The following is a 19,338-nucleotide window of genomic DNA, read 5'->3' as shown; positions in this document are numbered from 1 at the left end:
TACCGCGGCGCGGCGCGTCATATTACTGTTCAGGCTGACCCAGTATAGAAAGGATCAGCCCCATGGACACGACCCGCCGCGGCTTTCTTGGCGCGATCGGCAAGGTGACCATCGGCGCCGCCGCCACCGTTGCCGGTGCCAGCAAATCCGCCGAAGCCGCCAGCGCAGACAGCCCCGAGGCCACACCCCATTGGGGCATGGTGGTCGATCTGCGCAAATGCATTGGCTGTCAGGCCTGCACGGTTGCCTGCATCATGGAAAATGACGTTCCCCAAGACGCATTTCGCACCCATGTTTCGGTCTATGAACTGGTCAAAGACGGCCAAGATCCTGCGATGGTGATGCTGCCACGACTGTGCAACCATTGCGATGATCCGCCCTGCGTTCCGGTCTGCCCGGTCGAGGCGACATTTAAGGCCGAGAATGGCGAAGTGTTGGTGGATGCGAGCAAATGCGTGGGCTGCGCCTATTGCGTTCAGGCTTGTCCCTATGACGCGCGCTTCATCAACCATGAGACGCAGGTCGCGGATAAATGCACCTTCTGTTTCCACCGCACGCAGGCGGGGCTGTTGCCGGCCTGTGTCGAAACCTGCGTCGGCGGAGCGCGCAATTTCGGCGATCTGAACGATGCCGACAGCGAAGTCTCGCGGATGCTGCGCGAGAACGAGGTCTCGGTGCTGCGCCCCGAGATGCACACCAATCCCAACGTCTATTATATCGGCTTGGATGACGTTCTGGACGGTCGGGTGGCCGGTGAGGCTGCCTATCATCCCGAGATGGCCGATAGCGCCCGCAGCCATGAGGAGGGTCTGTGATGCAAGTTCAAGTCCACGAACTCGTCGGCACCGTGCATGAGGCCGCTTGGCTGCCTTGGGCGGTGCAATATTTCTTCTTGATCGCGATCTCAAGCACGGCGCTTTTGATGGCGTTGCCGGGCTTTGTGTTCGGCCGGGGAGTCGATGTGCCCAAAGCGCGGCTGGCGCTGATGGTGGCTGTTACCACCGGCATCGTCGCCCCAGTGGCCCTGCTGGCCGATTTGCACCAACCCTTCCGGTTCTGGGAGTTCTTCGTTTACACCCACACGACATCATGGATGGCGTGGGGGGCGTGGATTGTCCCCAGCTACGTCGTGCTGTTGCTTGCCTTTGCATGGGCCATTCACCGCCCCGCCTTCTATGCGATGGGGCAAGAGAGTTGGCGGTTTGCGTGGCTGTTCCGGATCCTGGCGCTGAAAGGCGAGGCAAACGGCTTTGCCCGCCTTCTGGGCCTTGGCGCGGGGCTCGCTGCCCTTGGCATCCTTCTATATACGGGCACCGAAGTCGCCGTGGTGCGCGCCCGCCCGCTCTGGAACACGCCGCTGCTGCCGCTGCAATTTGCCGCCACCGGCTTCGTCGGCGCGCTGGGCGTGATGTTGGTGCTTGAACGCGTCCTGAACCGCGACGGCGCGCTGGAAGAATCGCTTAACCGCGATCTGGTCTTTGCGCTGGCCGTGGTTGGGGGCTTGGGCATCATCTGGTTTACCGTTGCACGCTCGGGCCTCTCGCCTGCACATACCCAAGCTCTGGCCTCGGTCGCGGGATTCCCGATTTGGAAGCAGATCGCCGTTTGGGGCGCGCTGGCCATCGCGGTGCCCTTCGTTCTAGCGCTTGTCGCGCCGCGCAACACCGGCTGGGCGACCGGGCTGATCGCGATCCATGCCGCTTGGATGTTTCGCTGGACGGTCTTCATGGGCGGTCAGGCGGTGCCGAAAGTCGGCTCTGGCCTCTATGACGCGCTGCTGCCCAGCGGGCTTGACGGGCTGATGGGGGTGATTGGCACCTTCGGGCTCTGGATTTTCCTGCTGATCGCCTACACGACCTTCTTCCCTTGGGCCGATGCGACCCCGCCCGCCGGGCGTCGCCCTTCTACGCCCGCTCATCCCGCTCGCTCTGTCTGAGGAGACCGCCATGACCAATCGCCGCAACATTCTTAAAGGTGCCGTCGCGACCGGAGCATTGGCCACGTTCGGTGTGGGCTATGCCGGAACGGTGAAAAAGCTCGTCAAAGGCAAGTGGTCGGGCGAGGTGCCGCGCAATGAACACCTGACCGGCAACTCGATCCCGGCGGAATATACCGTCAATCCCGAAACCGGGGATGTCGTGCTGAACCCCGATCAGGCAATGAGCTATACGATGTGCATCGGGTGCACCACGATGTGCGGTGTGCGGGTGCGGGTGGACAAAAAGGCCAACAAGGTGCTGCGCGTCACCGGCAACCCCTATTCCCCGATGAGCACCGATCCCTTCATCCCCTATGAAAGCTCGGTCGCGGAAAGTTTCGCCGCGATGGCGCAGGCTGGGAAAGGCAATGGGCTGACCAACCGCTCTACCGCCTGCGGGCGCGGCAATGCCGTTTTGCAACAGGTCGAGAACCCGCGCCGGGTGCTGAAACCGCTGAAACGGGTCGGTCCGCGCGGTTCGGGGCAATGGCAGACGATCAGCTTTGAGCAACTGATCGAAGAGGTCGTCGAGGGTGGCGATCTGTTCGGTGAGGGCCGTGTTGCCGGTCTGCGCGAAATCCGCGACCTTGAAACCCCAGCAGTTGAGGGCGCACCCGAATTCGGGCCGCGCGCCAACCGCCTGATGTGGATGAATTGCGTCGATGACGGGCGCGACAATTTCGTGCTGCGCTGGCTTAAGCAAAGCTTTGGCTCAAACAACTTCACCCGCCATGGCAGCTATTGCGGCGGCGCGTTCCGCTCGGGTTCAGGTGCCCTGTTTGGCGACTTTAAGGCAATGCCTCACGCCAAGCCCGATTTCTCAAATGCTGAATTCATCATCTTCGCAGGCACTGCGCCGGGCAATGCGGGCAACCCGTTCAAACGCATCGGCAACCTTGTGGCCAAGGCGCGCTCGGATGGCGATCTAAGCTATGTGGTGATCGATCCGATCCTGAACAACGCGCAAAATGGCCCTTCGGGGGAACGATCACGCTGGATGCCGATCAAGCCCGGCACCGATGGCGCGCTGGCAATGGCAATGATGGCGTGGATGTTTGACAATGATCGGATCAATCACGACTACCTCGCCCAGCCCTCGCATGCCGCCGCCGATGCCGCGGGCGAGGCGAGCTGGACCAACGCAACCCATCTGGTGATCGTGGACGAAACCCATCCGCGCTTTGGGCATTTCCTGCGCGGCTCGGATCTGGGGCTGGCTGTTGAGGGCGACGCCTATTCCGACGCTGATCCCTATCTTGTAGCCTCGTCAAATGGCCCGATCCCTGCCGGAAACGCACCCGCGCCGCTGTTCTTTGAGGGCGAGGTGGACACGGCAAACGGCGGCGTTGCGATCAAGACGTCGCTCACTTTGCTGCGCGAAGAAGCGCATCATCAAAGCCTTGAGGCCTATAGCGACGCCTGCGGCATTCCCGCCGCGAAAATCATTGATCTCGCGCGCGAATTCACCAGCCACGGGCGGCGTGCTGCGGTCGACAGCCATGGCGGGATGATGGGCGGGTCGGGCTTTGCCAATGCCTATGCGCTCAGCATGCTCAATACGCTGATTGGCAACCTGAACTGGAAAGGCGGCGCGATGATCGCGGGCGGCTGGTTCCCCGACAACAAGGGTCCGGCCTATGATCTGGCGCATTTCCCCGGCGCGGTGAAAGCCAAAGGGCTGCCTGCCGGGCGCAATGTGCCCTATGAAAAAACCAGCGAATTTAAGCGCAAGAAAGCGGCAGGCAAGCCCTACCCCGCCGACGGCCCTTGGTATCCCAACGCACCGGGTCTGGCGACGGAGTGGATTTCCACGATGGTGAACCACTACCCCTACGGGGCCGAGGCGCTGATCTTCCGCAATACAAACCCGGTCTACGGCATCCCCGGCGTTGCGCCCTTGGTCGAAAAGCTCAAAGACCCCAAAGTGGTGCCGCTGATCATCTCGATTGATCCCTTCATCAATGAAAGCACGGGGATTTCAGACTACATCGTGCCGGATTCGGTGATGTATGAAACTTGGGGCTTCACCAAACCGTGGGGCGGCGTTGCCACGAAAGCGACCTGTGCGCGCTGGCCGGTGATCGAGCCGAGGATGGAAAAGAATGCTCAAGGTGAGCGCGTCGGGATGGAGACTTTCCTGATCGCGACCGCCAAACGCATGGGACTGCCCGGTTTCGGCGACAAGGCGATTCCCGATGCCCAAGGCAAGTTGCATCCGCTTAATCGCGCTGAAGATTGGTATATGCGGGGCGCGGCCAATGTCGCGATGCAAGGCAAGACGCCGGTGGCACCTGCCAGCGACGAGGATATCGAGTTGTCCAATGTCGCGCGGATCGCGGATGATCTGAAAGCGGTGCTCAAGCCTGATGAATGGCGTCGCGCCGCGACGATCTATGCCAAGGGCGGGCGCTATGAAAACATCGAGCACAGCTATGACGGCGCGCGCGCGACCTATGCGTTTGATAAGCCGATGCTGATCTGGAACGAAGAGCTTGGCAGCTTCCGCCGCGCCACCACCGGCACCCGCGTGCCCGGCACGCCATCATGGCGCGAGGCGGAATTCGCGGATGGCTCGAAAGTATCTGATCACTACGCGAAAGAGGACTGGCCGATCCGGGTGTTCAGCTACAAATCCCCGTTGCAGAACTCGTATTCTGTCGGGGCCGAGGTGCTGTTGCGCATCGTCGCCTCCAATCCGGTGATCGTGGGCAGCGCCCTGGCGCGCGCTCATGGCATCCGCACCGGCGACATGGTGCGGCTTAGCACGCCGGGGGGCACGTTAGACAGCGTAGCGGTGGTCCGCGAAGGCATCGCGCCCGACACGGTGGCAATCGAGCACGGCTTTGGCCATCGCGGCTTTGGCGCGCATGACATCACCATCGACGGTGACACCAAGCCGGGCGATCCGCGACTGGCGGCGGGTGTCTTGCTTAATGATCTCGGGCTGATTGATCCGACGCGCGACAAACCCGGCGTCTGGGTCAACCCGATCTCGGGCACCGCAGTGCGCCAAGGCCTGCCAGCGAAAATCTGGCGCATCGCGTAGCCGCGCACGCCGCGCGCTTGCACCCCGCCTTGTAACTTGACGCGGGGTCCAGGCGAGATCGCAACTTTCATCGGTCTCTGAGTTGCAAGAAAATTGGTCGTCGCCAAGCGCAACGCGCGCACGGCGACGACGAAGGCCGGGGGCAGCGCCCCTATTCAGCCCAGCCCGAGATCGATTTGACGTCGCAAAACTCCTCGATGCCCCAGCGACCGCCTTCGCGCGCACGCCCCGAGGCACCGACGCCGCCAAATGGCGCACCTGCACCGCGATCTTCGCCATTCATCTCGACCATGCCCGAATGCAGCGCCCGCGCCAGTCGATTGCGGCGCGCGCCATCACCGGACTGGACATAATTCGTCAGCCCGTAGGGCGTGGCATTCGCCACTTCGATCGCCTGCTCTTCCGAGTCGAACGGCATGATCGACAGAACGGGGCCAAAGATTTCCTCGTTCATGATCGTCATCGACGGATCGCAATCGGCAAAGACCGTGGGACGCACATAAAACCCGCGATTGAGGTTTTCCGGGCGACCGGGACCACCGGACACCAGCTTGGCCCCCTCAGCGATACCCTTTTCGATCAAGCCCTGGATCTTCTCGAATTGCGATTTGTTCACCACCGGGCCGATATGCTTGCCCTCTTCACGCGGACTGGCAACCTTGGTTTCTTCTGCCGTTTTGCGCGCGATTTCGACCGCGCGGTCATAGGCGGAGCGTTCCACGAGCATCCGCGTCGGCGCGTTACAGCTTTGCCCCGAGTTCTGGAAGCAATGCTTCACACCGCGCGCAACCGCGTCATCATCCGCATCGGCAAAGACCAGATTGGCGCCTTTGCCACCCAATTCCAGCGCAACGCGTTTCAACGTCTCCGCCGACGCTTTGGAGATCAAGCGCCCGGCGCGCGTCGAGCCGGTGAACGAGATCATTTCGATATCGGGATGGCTCGACAGCTGCGAGCCCACGCCCGCCCCGTCGCCGTTCACAAGGTTGAAGACGCCCGGCGGCAAGCCCGCTTCGTCCAAGATCTCTGCAAATAGCAGCGACGACAGCGGCGATTCCTCGGAGGGTTTCAGCACCATCGTACAGCCCGCCAAAATCGCCGGAATCACCTTCAGCGTGACTTGGTTCATCGGCCAGTTCCACGGCGTAATCAGCCCCACAACACCCACCGCCTCATGCGCGATCATCGCGCCCGGTGTGCCATCGCCTAGCGGATGCACCCAAGGGAAGTCCTTTGCAGCCGTGATGAAATTGGCGATGTGATAGGCACCAGCACCAGTTTGGTTCTTGCGCGCCAGATCAATCGGCGCGCCCATTTCAAGGCTCATCGCCTGCGCCATTTCCTCGGAGCGGCGCGCATAGATCTCGGCGATGCGCTCGACAGCGGCAATGCGCTTTGCCGGATCGGCGGCTTTCCAAGCGGGCAAAGCCGCCTTGGCCGCGCTCACGGCGGCATCCGTATCGGCCTGATCGCCCAGTGAGATCACCGCGCATGGTTCTTCGCTGGCCGGATCAATCACCTGATAGTCACGCGCCACCTTCGGGGCCACCCATTGCCCGTTGATATAAAAATCCTGCTTCTCGATCATCGCCGCCTCCTTGGCTGAATACTGACCAAACCTGTCACCGCGCAGAGCCGAGGACAAGATGTCACGCAGCGCAACTTAAAAAGAGGCTCAAGTGTCTGGAAGGGAGCGGTCGAAAGGCCTATATCCGGTCTGACGATGAATTTTCACTGACAGGAGGTTGCCTCATGGGCCTGCGCATCAACGATATTGCTCCCGATTTCACTGCCGACTCGACCGCTGGCGAGATCAAATTTCACGACTGGGTCGGTGACGGCTATGCGATCTTGTTTTCGCACCCCAAAGACTTCACGCCCGTGTGCACCACCGAATTCAGCGCGGTCGCCCAGCTCGCTTCCGAGTTCGAAAAGCGCAACACCAAGGTGATGGGCGTATCCGTCGACTCCGTCGAAGAGCATAAGAAATGGAAAGCCGACATCGAGAAAATCGCAGGCGCGCCCGCGAACTTCCCGATCATCGACGACACCTCGCTGACTGTCTCTAAGCTATATGACATGCTGCCCGCAGAGGCCTATTTGCCCGACGGACGCACGGCGGCAGATTCGGCTTCGGTGCGCACGACGTTTATCGTTGGCCCCGATAAGAAAATCCGCCTGATGATCATCTATCCGATGACCGTTGGTCGCAACTTCGCGGAAATCCTGCGCGCGCTTGATGCCGTGCAAGCCACCGACGGCCAGCCGCTGGCAACCCCCGCCAACTGGATGCCGGGTCAGGACGTGATCGTCGGCCTGTCGCTGTCGACCGAGGAAGCCAAGGCGAAATACGGCGATGTCGACGTGAAGCTGCCCTATCTGCGCACCGTTAAGGTCTGAGGATCACCTTAAATTGTATCAAGCCCCGGCCACCGTGCCGGGGCTTTTTCATGCGCGCTCTTGCGCCCAGTAGTTGCGCTGCGCGGGCGTGTCGAAATCAAACCCGAAACGTTCGATATCGGCGGCATACCAATCGGCAACGATCTGGATTGTGCGCGGGGTATAAAAACTGCGGTAATCGGCCTTGGCGGATCGGTTGCGCTGCGGCGCGGGATCGACCTTGAAATAGGCGGACAGTTCATCGCGCAAATGTTCCAGTCGCAGGATGTCGGCTTGAATCTCACCGACCTCATTGGTCACATAATCAATCTGCGGATACCAACCACGGATCGCGCGGTGCCAGTAAAACGGCTTGTTGCCCCAGACATGGCGCTCTTCGAGAAACGCTTCGAAAGTTTGGGCGGTATAATCCTTGGAGCGCGTCGATTTTTCCATCGCCAGCTTGCCAAAGGTCCAGCGTGACACCGTGCGCGCCCACGGATTGCGCACCACCGCAAAGGCCTGCAAGCGCGCCTGCGCCTTGGGCGACAAATCCCTCCAACGCGCGTGTTGATAGCCGTGGTGCTCGCCATTGGCGTTCATCGTTGCCAGCAATTCCTTGCGATAAGCGCGGTCCTTTAGCAGATAGGGATCAGCGGGCAAGATACGCCCCTGCAACTGCGGATGCTTGCGCAGGCTCACCCCGGCATTTTTGGGGATGTGCAAAAACAAATGAGTCGGGTGACCGAACTGCCAAGTCAGGTAGTTTCGAATCATACGCAGGCCAGCCATTAGCGCCCCCCTTGTTGTGGTGCGGGGTGTATTTCGCGCCGCTGCGCCCCCAATAAGGTGCGCAATCCGATTAGGCCCATCACGATTTGCCGATAGATGCGCCTGACACGAAAGCGCCAGCCTCCGCGCGACGGTCGCGCCACGCTGGAAATTGCGCTGGCGACCGGGATCGGGGCGCTCAGCCCATAGCGTTGCGCCATGTCAATCTGGATCGCTTGCGCCGGGTCGGCCTGCCAGCGCAGCAACCCCGCCGTCTCAACCAGCACTGCATCAGCCAGCGCGGGGACCGCATCGGCGCGCGCCAAAAGCTTGCGCGCCCCTGCAGGCCAAAGCAGATACGCCGCAGCCCCGCTACGATCAAGATACAGCCGCCGCAGACCCGGCAGGTCAGCGTGACGCCGGCCCACGATCTTGCGCCGCCCGCGCGTCTCAAGTGTCGCAAACTCAACATTCAAAGCCGCTTGCACCTGTGCCAAAAACGCCGCCGCACTGTTCATCAAACAAGCGTCATCTTCAAGCACAAGCATTGCGCAGTCTTCGGCGACAACGCGCTGCCATGCGATACGATGTGACATCAGCGTAGCAATCTCGACGCCGCGCAAAGGGCGCTGCCAGCGCGCCCAGACCTGATCATCCGTGGGCGGCGCGATGGCATCAACCGTCACAGCCGCGATCCGCTCAATCTCGTATCCAAGCCGTTCTGCCTGCGCCTGTTGAAACGCCAAACGGGTTGTTTCACGATCAAGATTGATCACCAACGCTTTCATCCCGAATCGGGCCCGGTCTGCGCCGTAAAATCGCCTGAAAACACACGCAGATACGCATCTACCACTGCATCACGACTGAAATAGGCATTCAGCCGCGCATGCGCATTACGCACGAATGTAGCAGCCAGATCGGGCTCATCGCGCAACCGCGCCAGACCCGCAGCAATTGCGCCGTCGTCGTCGATGTCAGTCACGATCCCATCCACGCCGTCGCGCATATACCAATCGGGCCCTTCAGAACGTGTGGCCACCGTGGGCACGCCCGCCTGCCACGCCTCAAGCAAAGTATTGCCCAAGGGCTCGTGGCGCGACGGCATCACGAACGCATCGGCAGCCGCGACATGATGCATCGGCTCGCTCACCCATCCCGCAAACCGCACGCGATCGGCCATCCCCAACTCTTTTGCCAGCGCCACGAGGGCATCGCGTTGCTGGCCATCCCCCAGCAGCCACAGATATGCATCAGGCAGGCGGGCAACCGCGCGGATCAAGGTATCGAACCCTTTGCGCGGCACAAAACGACCTGAGGCGGCGACGACAAACGCCCCTTCTGGTGTGCCCATCGCAGCGCGATCAATCGGGCGCGCATCGACCTTGCGGGCAAAATTCGAGATCGTCAGAACCGGGCGCTGCCAGCCCAGATCGCGACAGCGCGTGGCGATGCCGGGCAGGTTTCCTACCAACACATCGCATTTACCAAAATGCTTAAGGTTTTCCGGAAAATCGCCCATCCGCGCAAGTTTCACGACACCAGGCCAGTCATGCAGCAACCGGCCAGCGCGCGGCATCCACGCCATCACCGCATCGGGTTTCCAATCGCGCACCCACGCGTTTGCACGCCAATGCGCCAGCAGACTTAGCGGCGAAATCCGGCTGAAATTGTTGCGCATCACCGGGCCGAGCGGTGTGATGTCACCCTCCCAAGTCCGGTTCGGGCGGATCACAAAGCGCTGCTCCAGACCGCGCTCGGCGAAAGCTCCGGCGAGGTTAACGAAAAACCGCTCCGCCCCCCCCTCTTTGCCGAAATGGAAATGTAGCACGCGTTTGGGCGTCGCCTTAGTCATCACACGACCAACCTTCCTTGCGCCGGTGACACGCCAGCGCACGACGATAGCGGAGCCCATACCTCAGCGAATGCAGCGCTTGCCCCAAGCCGCCACGCCGACCAGCACGGCGTGCCTTGCCGATAGTGCCCGTCACGGCCTGCTGATCCCCGATGCGCACGGGCGCAGGCAGCACCAACGCCACGCGCAAGCCCGTCTCCCAAACGAATTTCTGATCCTCGTCCACGGGGCGGAAAAACGATGTGGTTTGGGCCAGCAAGCGCTGCGCGGCAGAGCGGGTCAGCGCGTAACCGATCAGGCAGGTGGGCACGCGGTAAGGAATTCCGATGCGAATGCCGGGGATCAGATCACGCGCCTGCGCAAGCGCGACCTGCGGATCAAGCGTGAACAGTTTCACCATATCCCAATCGCGCGCACCGTCGGCTGACAAGGCCTCGATCACGGGGCGCAAAGTCTCGTTTGCCTCGAAATCATCCTCGAAAATGACGCCGCCCTCGGCCGACCCTTCCGCGATCTGACGCCAAGCCTCGATATGCGACAGGTAGCACCCGATTTCAGCCGGCACGAGCGGCTGACGCCCCGCGCGCGCATTGCGCGCCACGTTATAACACGCGTCGATCCGGTCTTGCGGCAATTGCCAGCCATTGACCGCCTCAACCCGCTGAAACGCAACCCCCTGCCCCTCCAGCACCGCCCGCGCCCGATCCATCCGCACGGTGTTATCGGCGAGGTTTATGACATAGGCAGGCCACATGGGTTAGCTTGGTTCTCGGCTGAGCCACACTGTTTTGTGCCGCTTTTCACGCAGGGTAAAGCCACGCTCAACGAGATCAGCCAGCATACCATCAATTGCCTCTACGCCCATGATATGAGGATGCACTTCGATAATCATTTCACGCACGTTAGACAAATCTGCGGCACCGAGTAAGGCAATCTCGGCACCTTCGACATCCATCACCAACACGTTTGCGTTGGTTTCCAGCAAAGCCTGTTCAATTGGCACGCTTTCTACAGTGACCTTCTCGTTTTCAAGACCGCGATCAATGACGGACGAAGAAATAATCTTGGGGTCGCGATAAAAGGTAATTGGGCTACCATCGACCGTAACCGCCTTGAGTATCAAGTTCGGTGATAGTCCGTTGAGCGCGTAGTTTTCGCGAATGATCGGCTCTAGAATGGCGTTCGCCTCGTAGGATGTGACGCGTCCCGCGCTTGCCGCCTGAGTGCAGACAAGCCCAACCACGCCAACCCCGGTGCCGATCTCAATTACCCTGTCATCTCGACGGATAGCTTTCCGGGCAAGTTGCCGTTCAGCGAGCTCGTAGCCCCCTTTGATAATCGCCGTCGCGACCGAACGTGGGATCTTGTCTTCGCTACAAATCAAGCTCAGCCCGTCAAGGCTCGTAACTTTTCGACCAGTGAAACGATGCATCCGAAGACGCAAGTTCCTGAAAGTTGGCTTTTTGAGTGTCACTCGTCTCTCCACGTCATATCTCTCGACCACCTCTCGTTTCGGTGCCCCCCCAGAGTCCAATAGACGACACCCTCTTAGCAGGCAAGCAATACACAGATTAGCTTAGCAGCCTGCCCAGTGCCTGACTGCCGTTATAAAAGCGCGTTCCGCCGAACTTTGGTGAACGCGCCAGCAACACCCCTTGCTCGACAATACGCGCGTAGTGGGCGCCCCCTTCAGCATGCTCGCCCCGATCTGCAATGTAACGGATCTGATCAACCCCATTGGTGAACTTGAAATGCAAAAGCGCCATGCGCGTCTTCGCTAACGGCAGCGATCGAGAGAGTGCATGCGCTCCGTTGTAAAAATACATGCCCGATTTCCAGCGGCACAATGGTATCTTGGTCAAGTTATATGGCGGCACTTTGCGCAGACGTGACCGCAGCGTGTGGCGCAGCAGCGCGGCGCTCAGCCGATTGATCGCGCCAGTTTCATAGCTGCCCCCGACATCACCAAAGCGTCGCACCAGTTTTGCCTCAACCGAACCCGGCACAATTCCAAACGGAGCAAAAGCGCGTTGACGCATGCCACCAATCACTTGGAAATAGGGTGTCGGATATTTTGCGCGAAATTTTCTTGGGCTGGCGATCCGGATGTAGGAATCCGGGCCATCGAAAAGCGGAAATGTATCAATCAACCGCCCCGTTCCGTAGCGATGTTCGCTGAACGGCGCGTCGCAATACATGTCGATCATCGTCGCCTGCACCGCTTCTGCACCCTCGGCCTCTAACGCAGAGACCACCGACAAAAAATCGCGGCTCTCCATGTCAGGATAGACCAGATGTTCGTCGACATCGGGCACGACAACCCAAGAGCCATCGCAATACTCATCAAGCAGCAGGGCACGCCAGAACCGCTTGTCGCGTGAATAACTTGAACCATCGACTGGCGTAAACAGGCTAACGTCCTGTTGCGCTTCAAGCAGCTCGCGTGAGCCGTCATCCGAGCGATCATCAACCATCAGAAAATGATCAACCCCAAGCGAGCGATAATGCGCAAGGAACTCCGGCAAAATGCGCCGTTCGTTGTGTGTCAGCGCAACGCAAGTCAATCGCGCACCGTGTTTACGCTGCGCGGTGACCGGTTTGAGTAGGCTTGTCTGTTCCATGACATCTCCTGCGCGCGGCTTCTATGTATCAAATAGCAAAGGCCCCCGCTTTTGGGCAGGGGCCAGCGCAATTTTCGACAACAGCGTCGCCGCTCTTAGTCTTCTTTCTTCTCGGCCACGATCTCTTGGCCGGTTTCCTGATCGACCATTTTCATGCCAAGGCGCACCTTGCCGCGGTCGTCAAAGCCCAGAAGTTTCACCTTCACTTCCTGACCTTCCTTGAGCAGATCGCTCGGGTGGTTCAGGCGGGTGTTGGCGATTTGGCTGACGTGGACCAGACCGTCGCGCTTGCCGAAGAAGTTCACGAAGGCGCCAAAATCGACGAGCTTCACGACCTTACCGGTGTAGATATGGCCTTCCTCGGGCTCGGCCACGATCGCGTGGATCATATCGTAAGCCTTCTGGATGGCCTCACCATTGGCCGAGGCGATCTTGATGATGCCTTCGTCGTTGATATCAACCTTGGCGCCCGATACTTCGACGATCTCGCGGATCACTTTGCCGCCCGAGCCGATCACTTCACGGATCTTGTCGGTCGGGATCTGCATCGTCTCGATACGCGGAGCATGGGCTGAGAATTCCTGACGGCCAGCCGAAAGCGCCTTGTTCATCTCGCCAAGGATGTGCATCCGGCCGTCTTTCGCCTGCGCAAGCGCCTGCTCCATGATCTCGGGCGTGATGCCCGCAACCTTGATGTCCATCTGCAGCGAAGTAATGCCGTTCTCGGTACCCGCCACTTTGAAGTCCATATCGCCAAGGTGATCTTCGTCACCAAGGATGTCGGTCAGCACGGCGTATTTGCCATCCTCTTCAAGGATCAGGCCCATCGCCACACCAGCCACCGGCGCTTTCAGCGGAACGCCCGCATCCATCATCGACAGCGACCCACCGCAGACCGACGCCATCGACGACGAGCCGTTGGATTCGGTGATCTCGGACACCAAGCGAATGGTGTAAGGGAAGTCGGTCGCTGCGGGCAAAACCGCTTGCAGCGCGCGCCATGCCAGCTTGCCGTGACCGATTTCACGACGCCCCGGACCCATCACACGGCCCACTTCGCCGACCGAGTAGGGCGGGAAGTTGTAGTGCAACAGGAAGTTGGAGCGCGAGTTGCCATGCAGCGCGTCGATGATCTGTTCGTCATCGCCCGTGCCCAGCGTGGTCACGACCAGCGCCTGCGTTTCACCACGGGTGAACAGCGACGAACCATGGGTGCGCGGCAAGATGCCAACTTCGGACACGATCGGACGCACGGTGGTGTTGTCACGCCCGTCGATACGCGCGCCACCGCTGATGATGTCGCCACGCAGGATCGAGGATTCCAGCTTTTTGATCGCCGAGCCAAGGTTGGCATCAGCAAGCTGCTCTTCGGTCAGCTTGTCTTTGATCAGGGCGACAGCCGCAGAGATCGCATTGGTGCGCTCTTGCTTGTCTTTGATCGCAAACGCCGCGCGCATCTCGGTTTCGCCCGCTGCTTTCACAGCCTCATACAGCTCCGAGTAATCGGGCGCTTGGAAATCGAAGGGCTCTTTTGCCGCCGATTCCGCCAGATCGATGATCAGGTCCAGCACGGGCTGCATCGCCTCGTGACCGAATTTCACAGCACCCAGCATTTCGGCTTCCGACAGCTCGTAAGCCTCGGATTCGACCATCATCACGGCGTCTTTGGTGCCCGCGACAACGAGGTCGAGACGCTGCTCGGGGTTCTCGCGCAGTTTCTGCATGTCGTCGACTTCGGGGTTGAGGATGTATTCGCCATCCGCAAAACCCACGCGCGCCGCCGCGATCGGCCCCATGAAGGGCACGCCCGAGATGGTCAGCGCAGCCGAGGCCGCGATCATCGCCACGATATCGGGTTCATTGACCAGATCGTGCGACAGCACGGTGCACATCACCAGCACTTCATGTTTGAAGCCCGGCACGAACAGCGGACGGCACGGACGGTCGATCAGACGCGCGGTCAGCGTCTCTTTCTCGGTCGGGCGCGCCTCGCGCTTAAAGAAGCCGCCCGGCACTTTGCCCGCAGCGTAGTATTTCTCTTGGTAATGCACCGTGAGCGGGAAGAAATCCTGACCCGGTTTCGGCGCCTTGGCAAATGTCACGTTGGCCATGACCGAGGTCTCACCTAGAGTGGCGATAACCGAGCCGTCAGCCTGACGCGCAATCTTGCCGGTTTCCAGCGTGAGCTCTTCTTCGCCCCACTGGATTGATTTTTTAACGATATTGAACATTCAGCGTATCCTGTCTGGGAGCACCCACGGGCCCATCCCGTGTCTCCCGATTTGCATGGCGGCCCCATTGCCGCCGCCCCCTATCCTATTCGCATGTGCCCGGGGGCTTTGGGCGTCACGTCACAGATGGCAGGGCCATACAGGAAAATAAGGGAGTTGGGAAGCATGGAGTTGGGGGGCGGCGCGCTTGCGCAGGGTGTCGCTCAGGTCAGCAATGCGCCAAATCGCGTCACACGGGCCAGCCACGTAATGCCTAGCGATAGAACCATCGCCCCACTGATAGCAAAGAGTGCGAGCGCATACGAGGTCAGGCCAATAAATTGCCCGACTCCAATAACCAAAAGATGATCAAGATAGATCAATAAAGACAGACGCGCGCACCAATCCGATAGCGCTGATTGCGGCAAGCGGATCTGCATCAACAGCAAAGACGCCGCAGTTCCCAAAGCGATCGCACCATTGTCAGAGGCTGGACGGAACGCAAACAGCAGCGCGACGCTGATCACCCAAGGCAGCACAACCCAGCGCCCGCAACGAAAATAGCAATAACCCAAGGTCAGCGGTACGATCCCGAACGCCCATTGCGCAAAGGGTGGCGACAGAACCTTTGCGAAAACGATCATGGCCAATGCACCGACGACCGGCATCAAACCCAATAGCCATTTCGGATGATCTCGCAGGTAAAGCAGGGACACCACGAACGCGAACGGCAAAAACCACAGATGCAAACTGGTGCCAGTCATCAGCATCCATGGCTCCAACCAACCAAGCGGGGGCTCATGGCGAAGCAAAGCCTGAACCATCTTTGCGCCTGAATAGATCAGCGACCAAACGACGAACGGTCTTAATAAGCGCCGCGCCTTGACCTTTAGCGATGCTCGCGACGGCAGCCCCAGCAAGACAAGAAAAAACGGCAAGCCGAGATAGGCGAGTTGATGGCCCGGCGCATTGCTATGAAACCACACAATCGCGAAAGCTGCCAGCAGTCGAATATAGTCCACCGTCGCATTTCTTGGAGACATTCTAACCCATTGCTCAAAAGGCCATTTAACAATTTCGTTGACCCTAGAAACCTTGGCTGAGTATATCAACGATCTTGGCACTGAAACGCCCGCCTCTTGCAAGACGGGCGCTCCTTGATCAGTTTGATCAGTCGGCGTTAATCACTCTGCAGGGATTGCGCGGAACTCTCCGGTGTCGCGGGTCGCAAGGCTGACCGCTACAATCGCAATGAGCGCGGCGATGAAACCGGGGATGATCTCATAGACCCCCGCGCCACCCATGAAGGATTTGTTCAACCCCAAAGCGATCCAGACAATCACCGTCAGCGCGCCCACGACCAGACCCGCCACAGCGCCGATCCCCGTCATGCGTTTCCATGTCAGAGACAGCAGGATCAGCGGGCCAAAGGCTGCACCAAAACCGGCCCAAGCGTTGGACACGAGCCCCAACACTTTGCTGTCAGGGTTGCGTGCGATGATGATCGCCGCGATACCGACCGCCAGCACTGCTAGACGCCCGACATTGACCAAGGTGCGGTCCGATGCTTCGCGGTTGAGAACCATCTTGTAGAAATCCTCGGTCAGCGACGACGACGAGACCAACAACTGACTCGACACGGTCGACATGATTGCGGCCAGAAGAGCGGCATACAGGAACCCGGTGATCAGCGGATTGAACAGCAGGTTCGAGAGGATGATGAAGATCGTTTCAGGATCGGCGACGTTCAGCCCGTTACGCTCGGCATAGGCGCGCCCGAAAATACCAACCGAAATCGCGCCGATCAGCGAAATCGCCATCCAGCCCATGCCAATATTGCGCGCTTTGGGCACATCAGCAACCGAGCGCACCGCCATAAAGCGCACGATGATATGGGGCTGGCCGAAATAGCCCAGACCCCAAGCCACCGCCGAAAGCCAGCCCACAAAGGTCAACCCATGCGTCATCGACAAGTAGTTTGGATCAATCGCCGTTAGGCGATCTGCGGCGGCACCCACCCCATCGCCCTGCCCGGTCGTTAGGATCACGATTGGCATGATCACCAGCGCCAGCATCATGATGCACCCTTGGACGAAGTCGGTCAGACTGACGGCCAAAAACCCGCCGATCACGGTGTAAACTAGCACGATCCCCAGCGTCAGGATCACGCCCGCCATGTAGCTGCCACCAAAGGCACTGGCGAATAGCTTGCCGCCACCGACCAGCCCCGAGGCCGTGTAGACGGCGAAAAACACCACGATGATCACCGCAGAAACCAGGCGCAGCAGTGTGGCTTGGGTGGGGAACCGGTTGCCCAAGAACCCCGGAATGGTGAGGGAGTTGTCATAGCGCTCGGTCTGCTCGCGCAGGCGCGGGGCTACAACGATCCAGTTCACCAGCGCGCCGACAAACAAGCCGATGCCGATCCAGCTTTGCGTCAGGCCCGATACGAACAACGCGCCGGGCAAGCCCAGCAGCAGCCAGCCGCTCATATCCGATGCCCCCGCCGACAGAGCGGCAACGGCGGGGGGCAGATTGCGCCCGCCCAGCATATATTCCTCAGAATTCGAAGTCGATTTTCGCCAAGCGTAAACGCCGATGCCTATCATCAAAACGAAATACGTGGTCAGGCTAATCCAGACGCCAACTCCCATTTGCTCCTCCATGCCGCAAGATTTCATGTGTCCTGTTCACAGGAAACGGTGACATAAAATCTTTGCAAACCGAAGGAAAATTAGGGAAATCACCCTGCCATTGATATTGTTTGGTCAAATCGTCTTTTTAATTTCAGTATTCAGGTGAAATCGCCACAAAAGACGCAGTTTCAGTTCAATCGACTTCTTGAAATTCCGCCAAAACCACAGGCGCGAAAGCAAAACGCCCGCCTCCTAAGAGACGGGCGTTTGCGCAGTTGGAAAACCGACGGCTGTTAGCGGCGCAGACCGAGACGCTCAATCAGCGACTGGTAGCGGGCAGTATCCTTGGCTTTGGTATAGTCGAGCAGCTTGCGGCGCTGCGCGACGAGCATCAGCAGACCACGACGGGAGTGGTTGTCTTTTTTATGCTCTTTGAAATGCTCGGTGAGGTTCGAGATACGCTTGGTCAGGATCGCAACCTGCACTTCGGGCGAACCGGTGTCGCCTTCTTTGGTGGCGAATTCTTTGATCAGCGCGTTTTTGTCTTCAACAGTGATCGACATCGGGATCTCCTTACATTGAGGGTTCGGGCGCAAGCCGGGATGTCGTCCAGCAGGGTCCATAGGCACCCAGCCCTTGCAGGCCGGATGCGCGCGTATAGGCGCGAATCGGCGCGAAGAAAAGTTATATTTCGCGAAACCTGCGCCCTAGAGCCACGCAAATTGCTGCGGCGTGACCAGCAGCACGTCCTCGGCGCTTAGATCGGGCGCATTCAGCACCTCGGACAAACGCACCCCGTTGAGCAAGAGCCAAGACGCGTCTGCGTGATCCTCCGATTGTTCAACCGTTAGCACAGGATCTGGCGTGGTCTGCGGGTCATAGACGATCGCGATTTGATCCTCGCTTGGGGTGTAATCGGCAATCATGGCGGGCGTCGCGGGGTCAATCCATTCGCCCACTGTGAACAGGTCGCCATCGTCACCACCGTTGGCCCAATCGCCCGAACCGATCATCAGCGTGTCAGCGCCGGTTCCGCCATTCAGTAAATCCGCATCGTCACCGTTATCAGAGCCCGCGTCCAGATTGAAGCCAACGATCATGTCATCGCCAGCACCGCCCGACATCTCGTCATGGCCCGCATCACCCGATAGCGTGTCATCGCCCGCATCGCCCTCAAGCGTATCGTCACCGCTGCCGCCGCGCAGCAGATCGCCGTCAGCGCCGCCCGACAGCATATCGCTGCCCGCGCCGCCCATCAGCGTGTCTGCACCAAAGGCACCGACCAAAGCGTCATCGCCATCCTCGGCAACCAGAAGATCATCGCCATCGCCACCATCGAGCGCATCATCGCCCGCGCCCCCAGCCAGCATATCATCGCCCCCATCGCCAAACAGGCCATCGCTCCCGTCCCCGCCCAACAAAGTGTCATCGCCCGCGTAGCCCGCGACCTGATCGTCGCCTGCACCGCCCTCAATCGTGTCGCCCTGCGCATCGCCCCAGACGATATCATCGCCCTGTGACGCCGCAGCGGATATAACGGGATCGACACGCTCTTCGCCCGCGCTGACCTCGGCGGGAACGTCATCAGGGCCAGACACGTTGTCTGGCGTGACCAGGAAATCTGTTGCGGTCGCGAAATCAAGCATACTTGGCGCGTCACTATCGCTGGCTTCATCTTCAACATCCGCGTCAGGCGCGACATCGGAGGCATCTTCGTCCGGCTTGAAAGCCAGCAAACCCGCGGACGTCCCGGCAACGAGGAGCCCCAACAAACCAGACAAAAACAGCATTTCTCACACCTCTGTGAATTTGCGTGATCAATACGCCCTTTCCAGAGGTTTCCCT

The 19,338-nt window shown here is 59.8% G+C and carries 16 protein-coding genes; 4 read left to right on the top strand and 12 right to left on the bottom strand.

Features of this window, described 5'->3' with window-relative positions:
- Window positions 1–62: 62 nt before the first annotated feature.
- From dsrO to ACN0SD_RS02370, 3 genes are read left to right on the top strand one after another with little or no spacing between them, the layout of a single operon-like run.
- A complete protein-coding gene (dsrO, locus tag ACN0SD_RS02380; RefSeq protein WP_417806608.1) occupies window positions 63–815 on the top strand; it encodes a sulfate reduction electron transfer complex DsrMKJOP subunit DsrO in 753 nt (250 codons plus the stop codon).
- Window positions 815–1,936: an NrfD/PsrC family molybdoenzyme membrane anchor subunit gene (nrfD, locus tag ACN0SD_RS02375; protein WP_417806607.1), complete on the top strand. Its 1,122-nt coding sequence runs from the start codon at window positions 815–817 to the stop codon at window positions 1,934–1,936. Before dsrO ends, nrfD begins: the two co-directional genes overlap by 1 nt.
- A 10-nt stretch (window positions 1,937–1,946) precedes the next feature.
- Window positions 1,947–5,024, top strand: a complete 3,078-nt coding sequence (locus ACN0SD_RS02370; protein WP_417806606.1) for a molybdopterin dinucleotide binding domain-containing protein — start codon at window positions 1,947–1,949, stop codon at window positions 5,022–5,024.
- 151 nt (window positions 5,025–5,175) lie between these two features.
- Here the strand turns inward: ACN0SD_RS02370 and ACN0SD_RS02365 are convergent, their stop codons facing one another.
- Window positions 5,176–6,612 carry an aldehyde dehydrogenase family protein gene (locus ACN0SD_RS02365; protein WP_417806605.1) on the bottom strand — a complete coding sequence of 479 codons (1,437 nt, stop codon included), beginning with the start codon at window positions 6,610–6,612 and terminating at the stop codon, window positions 5,176–5,178.
- A gap of 164 nt (window positions 6,613–6,776) precedes the next feature.
- On the opposite strand from ACN0SD_RS02365, the gene ACN0SD_RS02360 reads away from it, so the two are divergent.
- Window positions 6,777–7,424, top strand: coding sequence for a peroxiredoxin (locus ACN0SD_RS02360; RefSeq protein WP_417806604.1), 648 nt, complete (start codon window positions 6,777–6,779; stop codon window positions 7,422–7,424).
- Window positions 7,425–7,472: 48 nt separating this feature from the next.
- Here ACN0SD_RS02360 and ACN0SD_RS02355 read toward each other — a convergent pair whose 3' ends face one another.
- From ACN0SD_RS02355 to ACN0SD_RS02305, 11 genes are all read right to left on the bottom strand, one after another.
- Window positions 7,473–8,195, bottom strand: coding sequence for a sulfotransferase family 2 domain-containing protein (locus ACN0SD_RS02355; protein WP_417806603.1), 723 nt, complete (start codon window positions 8,193–8,195; stop codon window positions 7,473–7,475).
- Window positions 8,195–8,950, bottom strand: coding sequence for a glycosyltransferase family 25 protein (locus ACN0SD_RS02350; RefSeq protein ID WP_417806602.1), 756 nt, complete (start codon window positions 8,948–8,950; stop codon window positions 8,195–8,197). Before ACN0SD_RS02350 ends, ACN0SD_RS02355 begins: the two co-directional genes overlap by 1 nt.
- Before the next feature lie 8 nt (window positions 8,951–8,958).
- The gene (locus ACN0SD_RS02345) at window positions 8,959–10,026 is read right to left on the bottom strand and encodes a glycosyltransferase (protein ID WP_417806601.1); all 1,068 of its coding nucleotides are present in this window, start codon (window positions 10,024–10,026) and stop codon (window positions 8,959–8,961) included.
- Window positions 10,019–10,780, bottom strand: coding sequence for a glycosyltransferase family 25 protein (locus ACN0SD_RS02340; protein ID WP_417806600.1), 762 nt, complete (start codon window positions 10,778–10,780; stop codon window positions 10,019–10,021). Before ACN0SD_RS02340 ends, ACN0SD_RS02345 begins: the two co-directional genes overlap by 8 nt.
- A 3-nt stretch (window positions 10,781–10,783) precedes the next feature.
- On the bottom strand, window positions 10,784–11,500 hold the full coding sequence (locus ACN0SD_RS02335) for an FkbM family methyltransferase (protein ID WP_417806599.1): 717 nt from the start codon (window positions 11,498–11,500) through the stop codon (window positions 10,784–10,786).
- A 97-nt stretch (window positions 11,501–11,597) separates the two neighbouring features.
- A complete protein-coding gene (locus ACN0SD_RS02330) occupies window positions 11,598–12,647 on the bottom strand; it encodes a glycosyltransferase family 2 protein (protein ID WP_417806598.1) in 1,050 nt (349 codons plus the stop codon).
- A gap of 95 nt (window positions 12,648–12,742) precedes the next feature.
- Window positions 12,743–14,878: a polyribonucleotide nucleotidyltransferase gene (pnp, locus tag ACN0SD_RS02325; RefSeq protein ID WP_417806597.1), complete on the bottom strand. Its 2,136-nt coding sequence runs from the start codon at window positions 14,876–14,878 to the stop codon at window positions 12,743–12,745.
- A gap of 203 nt (window positions 14,879–15,081) precedes the next feature.
- Complete coding sequence (locus ACN0SD_RS02320) at window positions 15,082–15,879, bottom strand: acyltransferase family protein (protein ID WP_417806596.1); 798 nt, start codon at window positions 15,877–15,879, stop codon at window positions 15,082–15,084.
- Between the two features lie 162 nt (window positions 15,880–16,041).
- A complete protein-coding gene (putP, locus tag ACN0SD_RS02315) occupies window positions 16,042–17,511 on the bottom strand; it encodes a sodium/proline symporter PutP (RefSeq protein ID WP_417806595.1) in 1,470 nt (489 codons plus the stop codon).
- 275 nt (window positions 17,512–17,786) lie between these two features.
- Window positions 17,787–18,056: a 30S ribosomal protein S15 gene (gene rpsO, locus ACN0SD_RS02310; RefSeq protein WP_417806594.1), complete on the bottom strand. Its 270-nt coding sequence runs from the start codon at window positions 18,054–18,056 to the stop codon at window positions 17,787–17,789.
- 144 nt (window positions 18,057–18,200) lie between these two features.
- Window positions 18,201–19,283, bottom strand: coding sequence for a calcium-binding protein (locus ACN0SD_RS02305; protein WP_417806593.1), 1,083 nt, complete (start codon window positions 19,281–19,283; stop codon window positions 18,201–18,203).
- Between the last annotated feature and the right edge of the window lie 55 nt (window positions 19,284–19,338).

The organism is Thioclava sp., assembly GCF_048263065.1.
Taxonomy (GTDB): Bacteria; Pseudomonadota; Alphaproteobacteria; order Rhodobacterales; family Rhodobacteraceae; genus Thioclava.
Note: the sequence above shows the minus strand (reverse complement) of the source record. Positions and strands in the feature narration are given on the sequence as shown.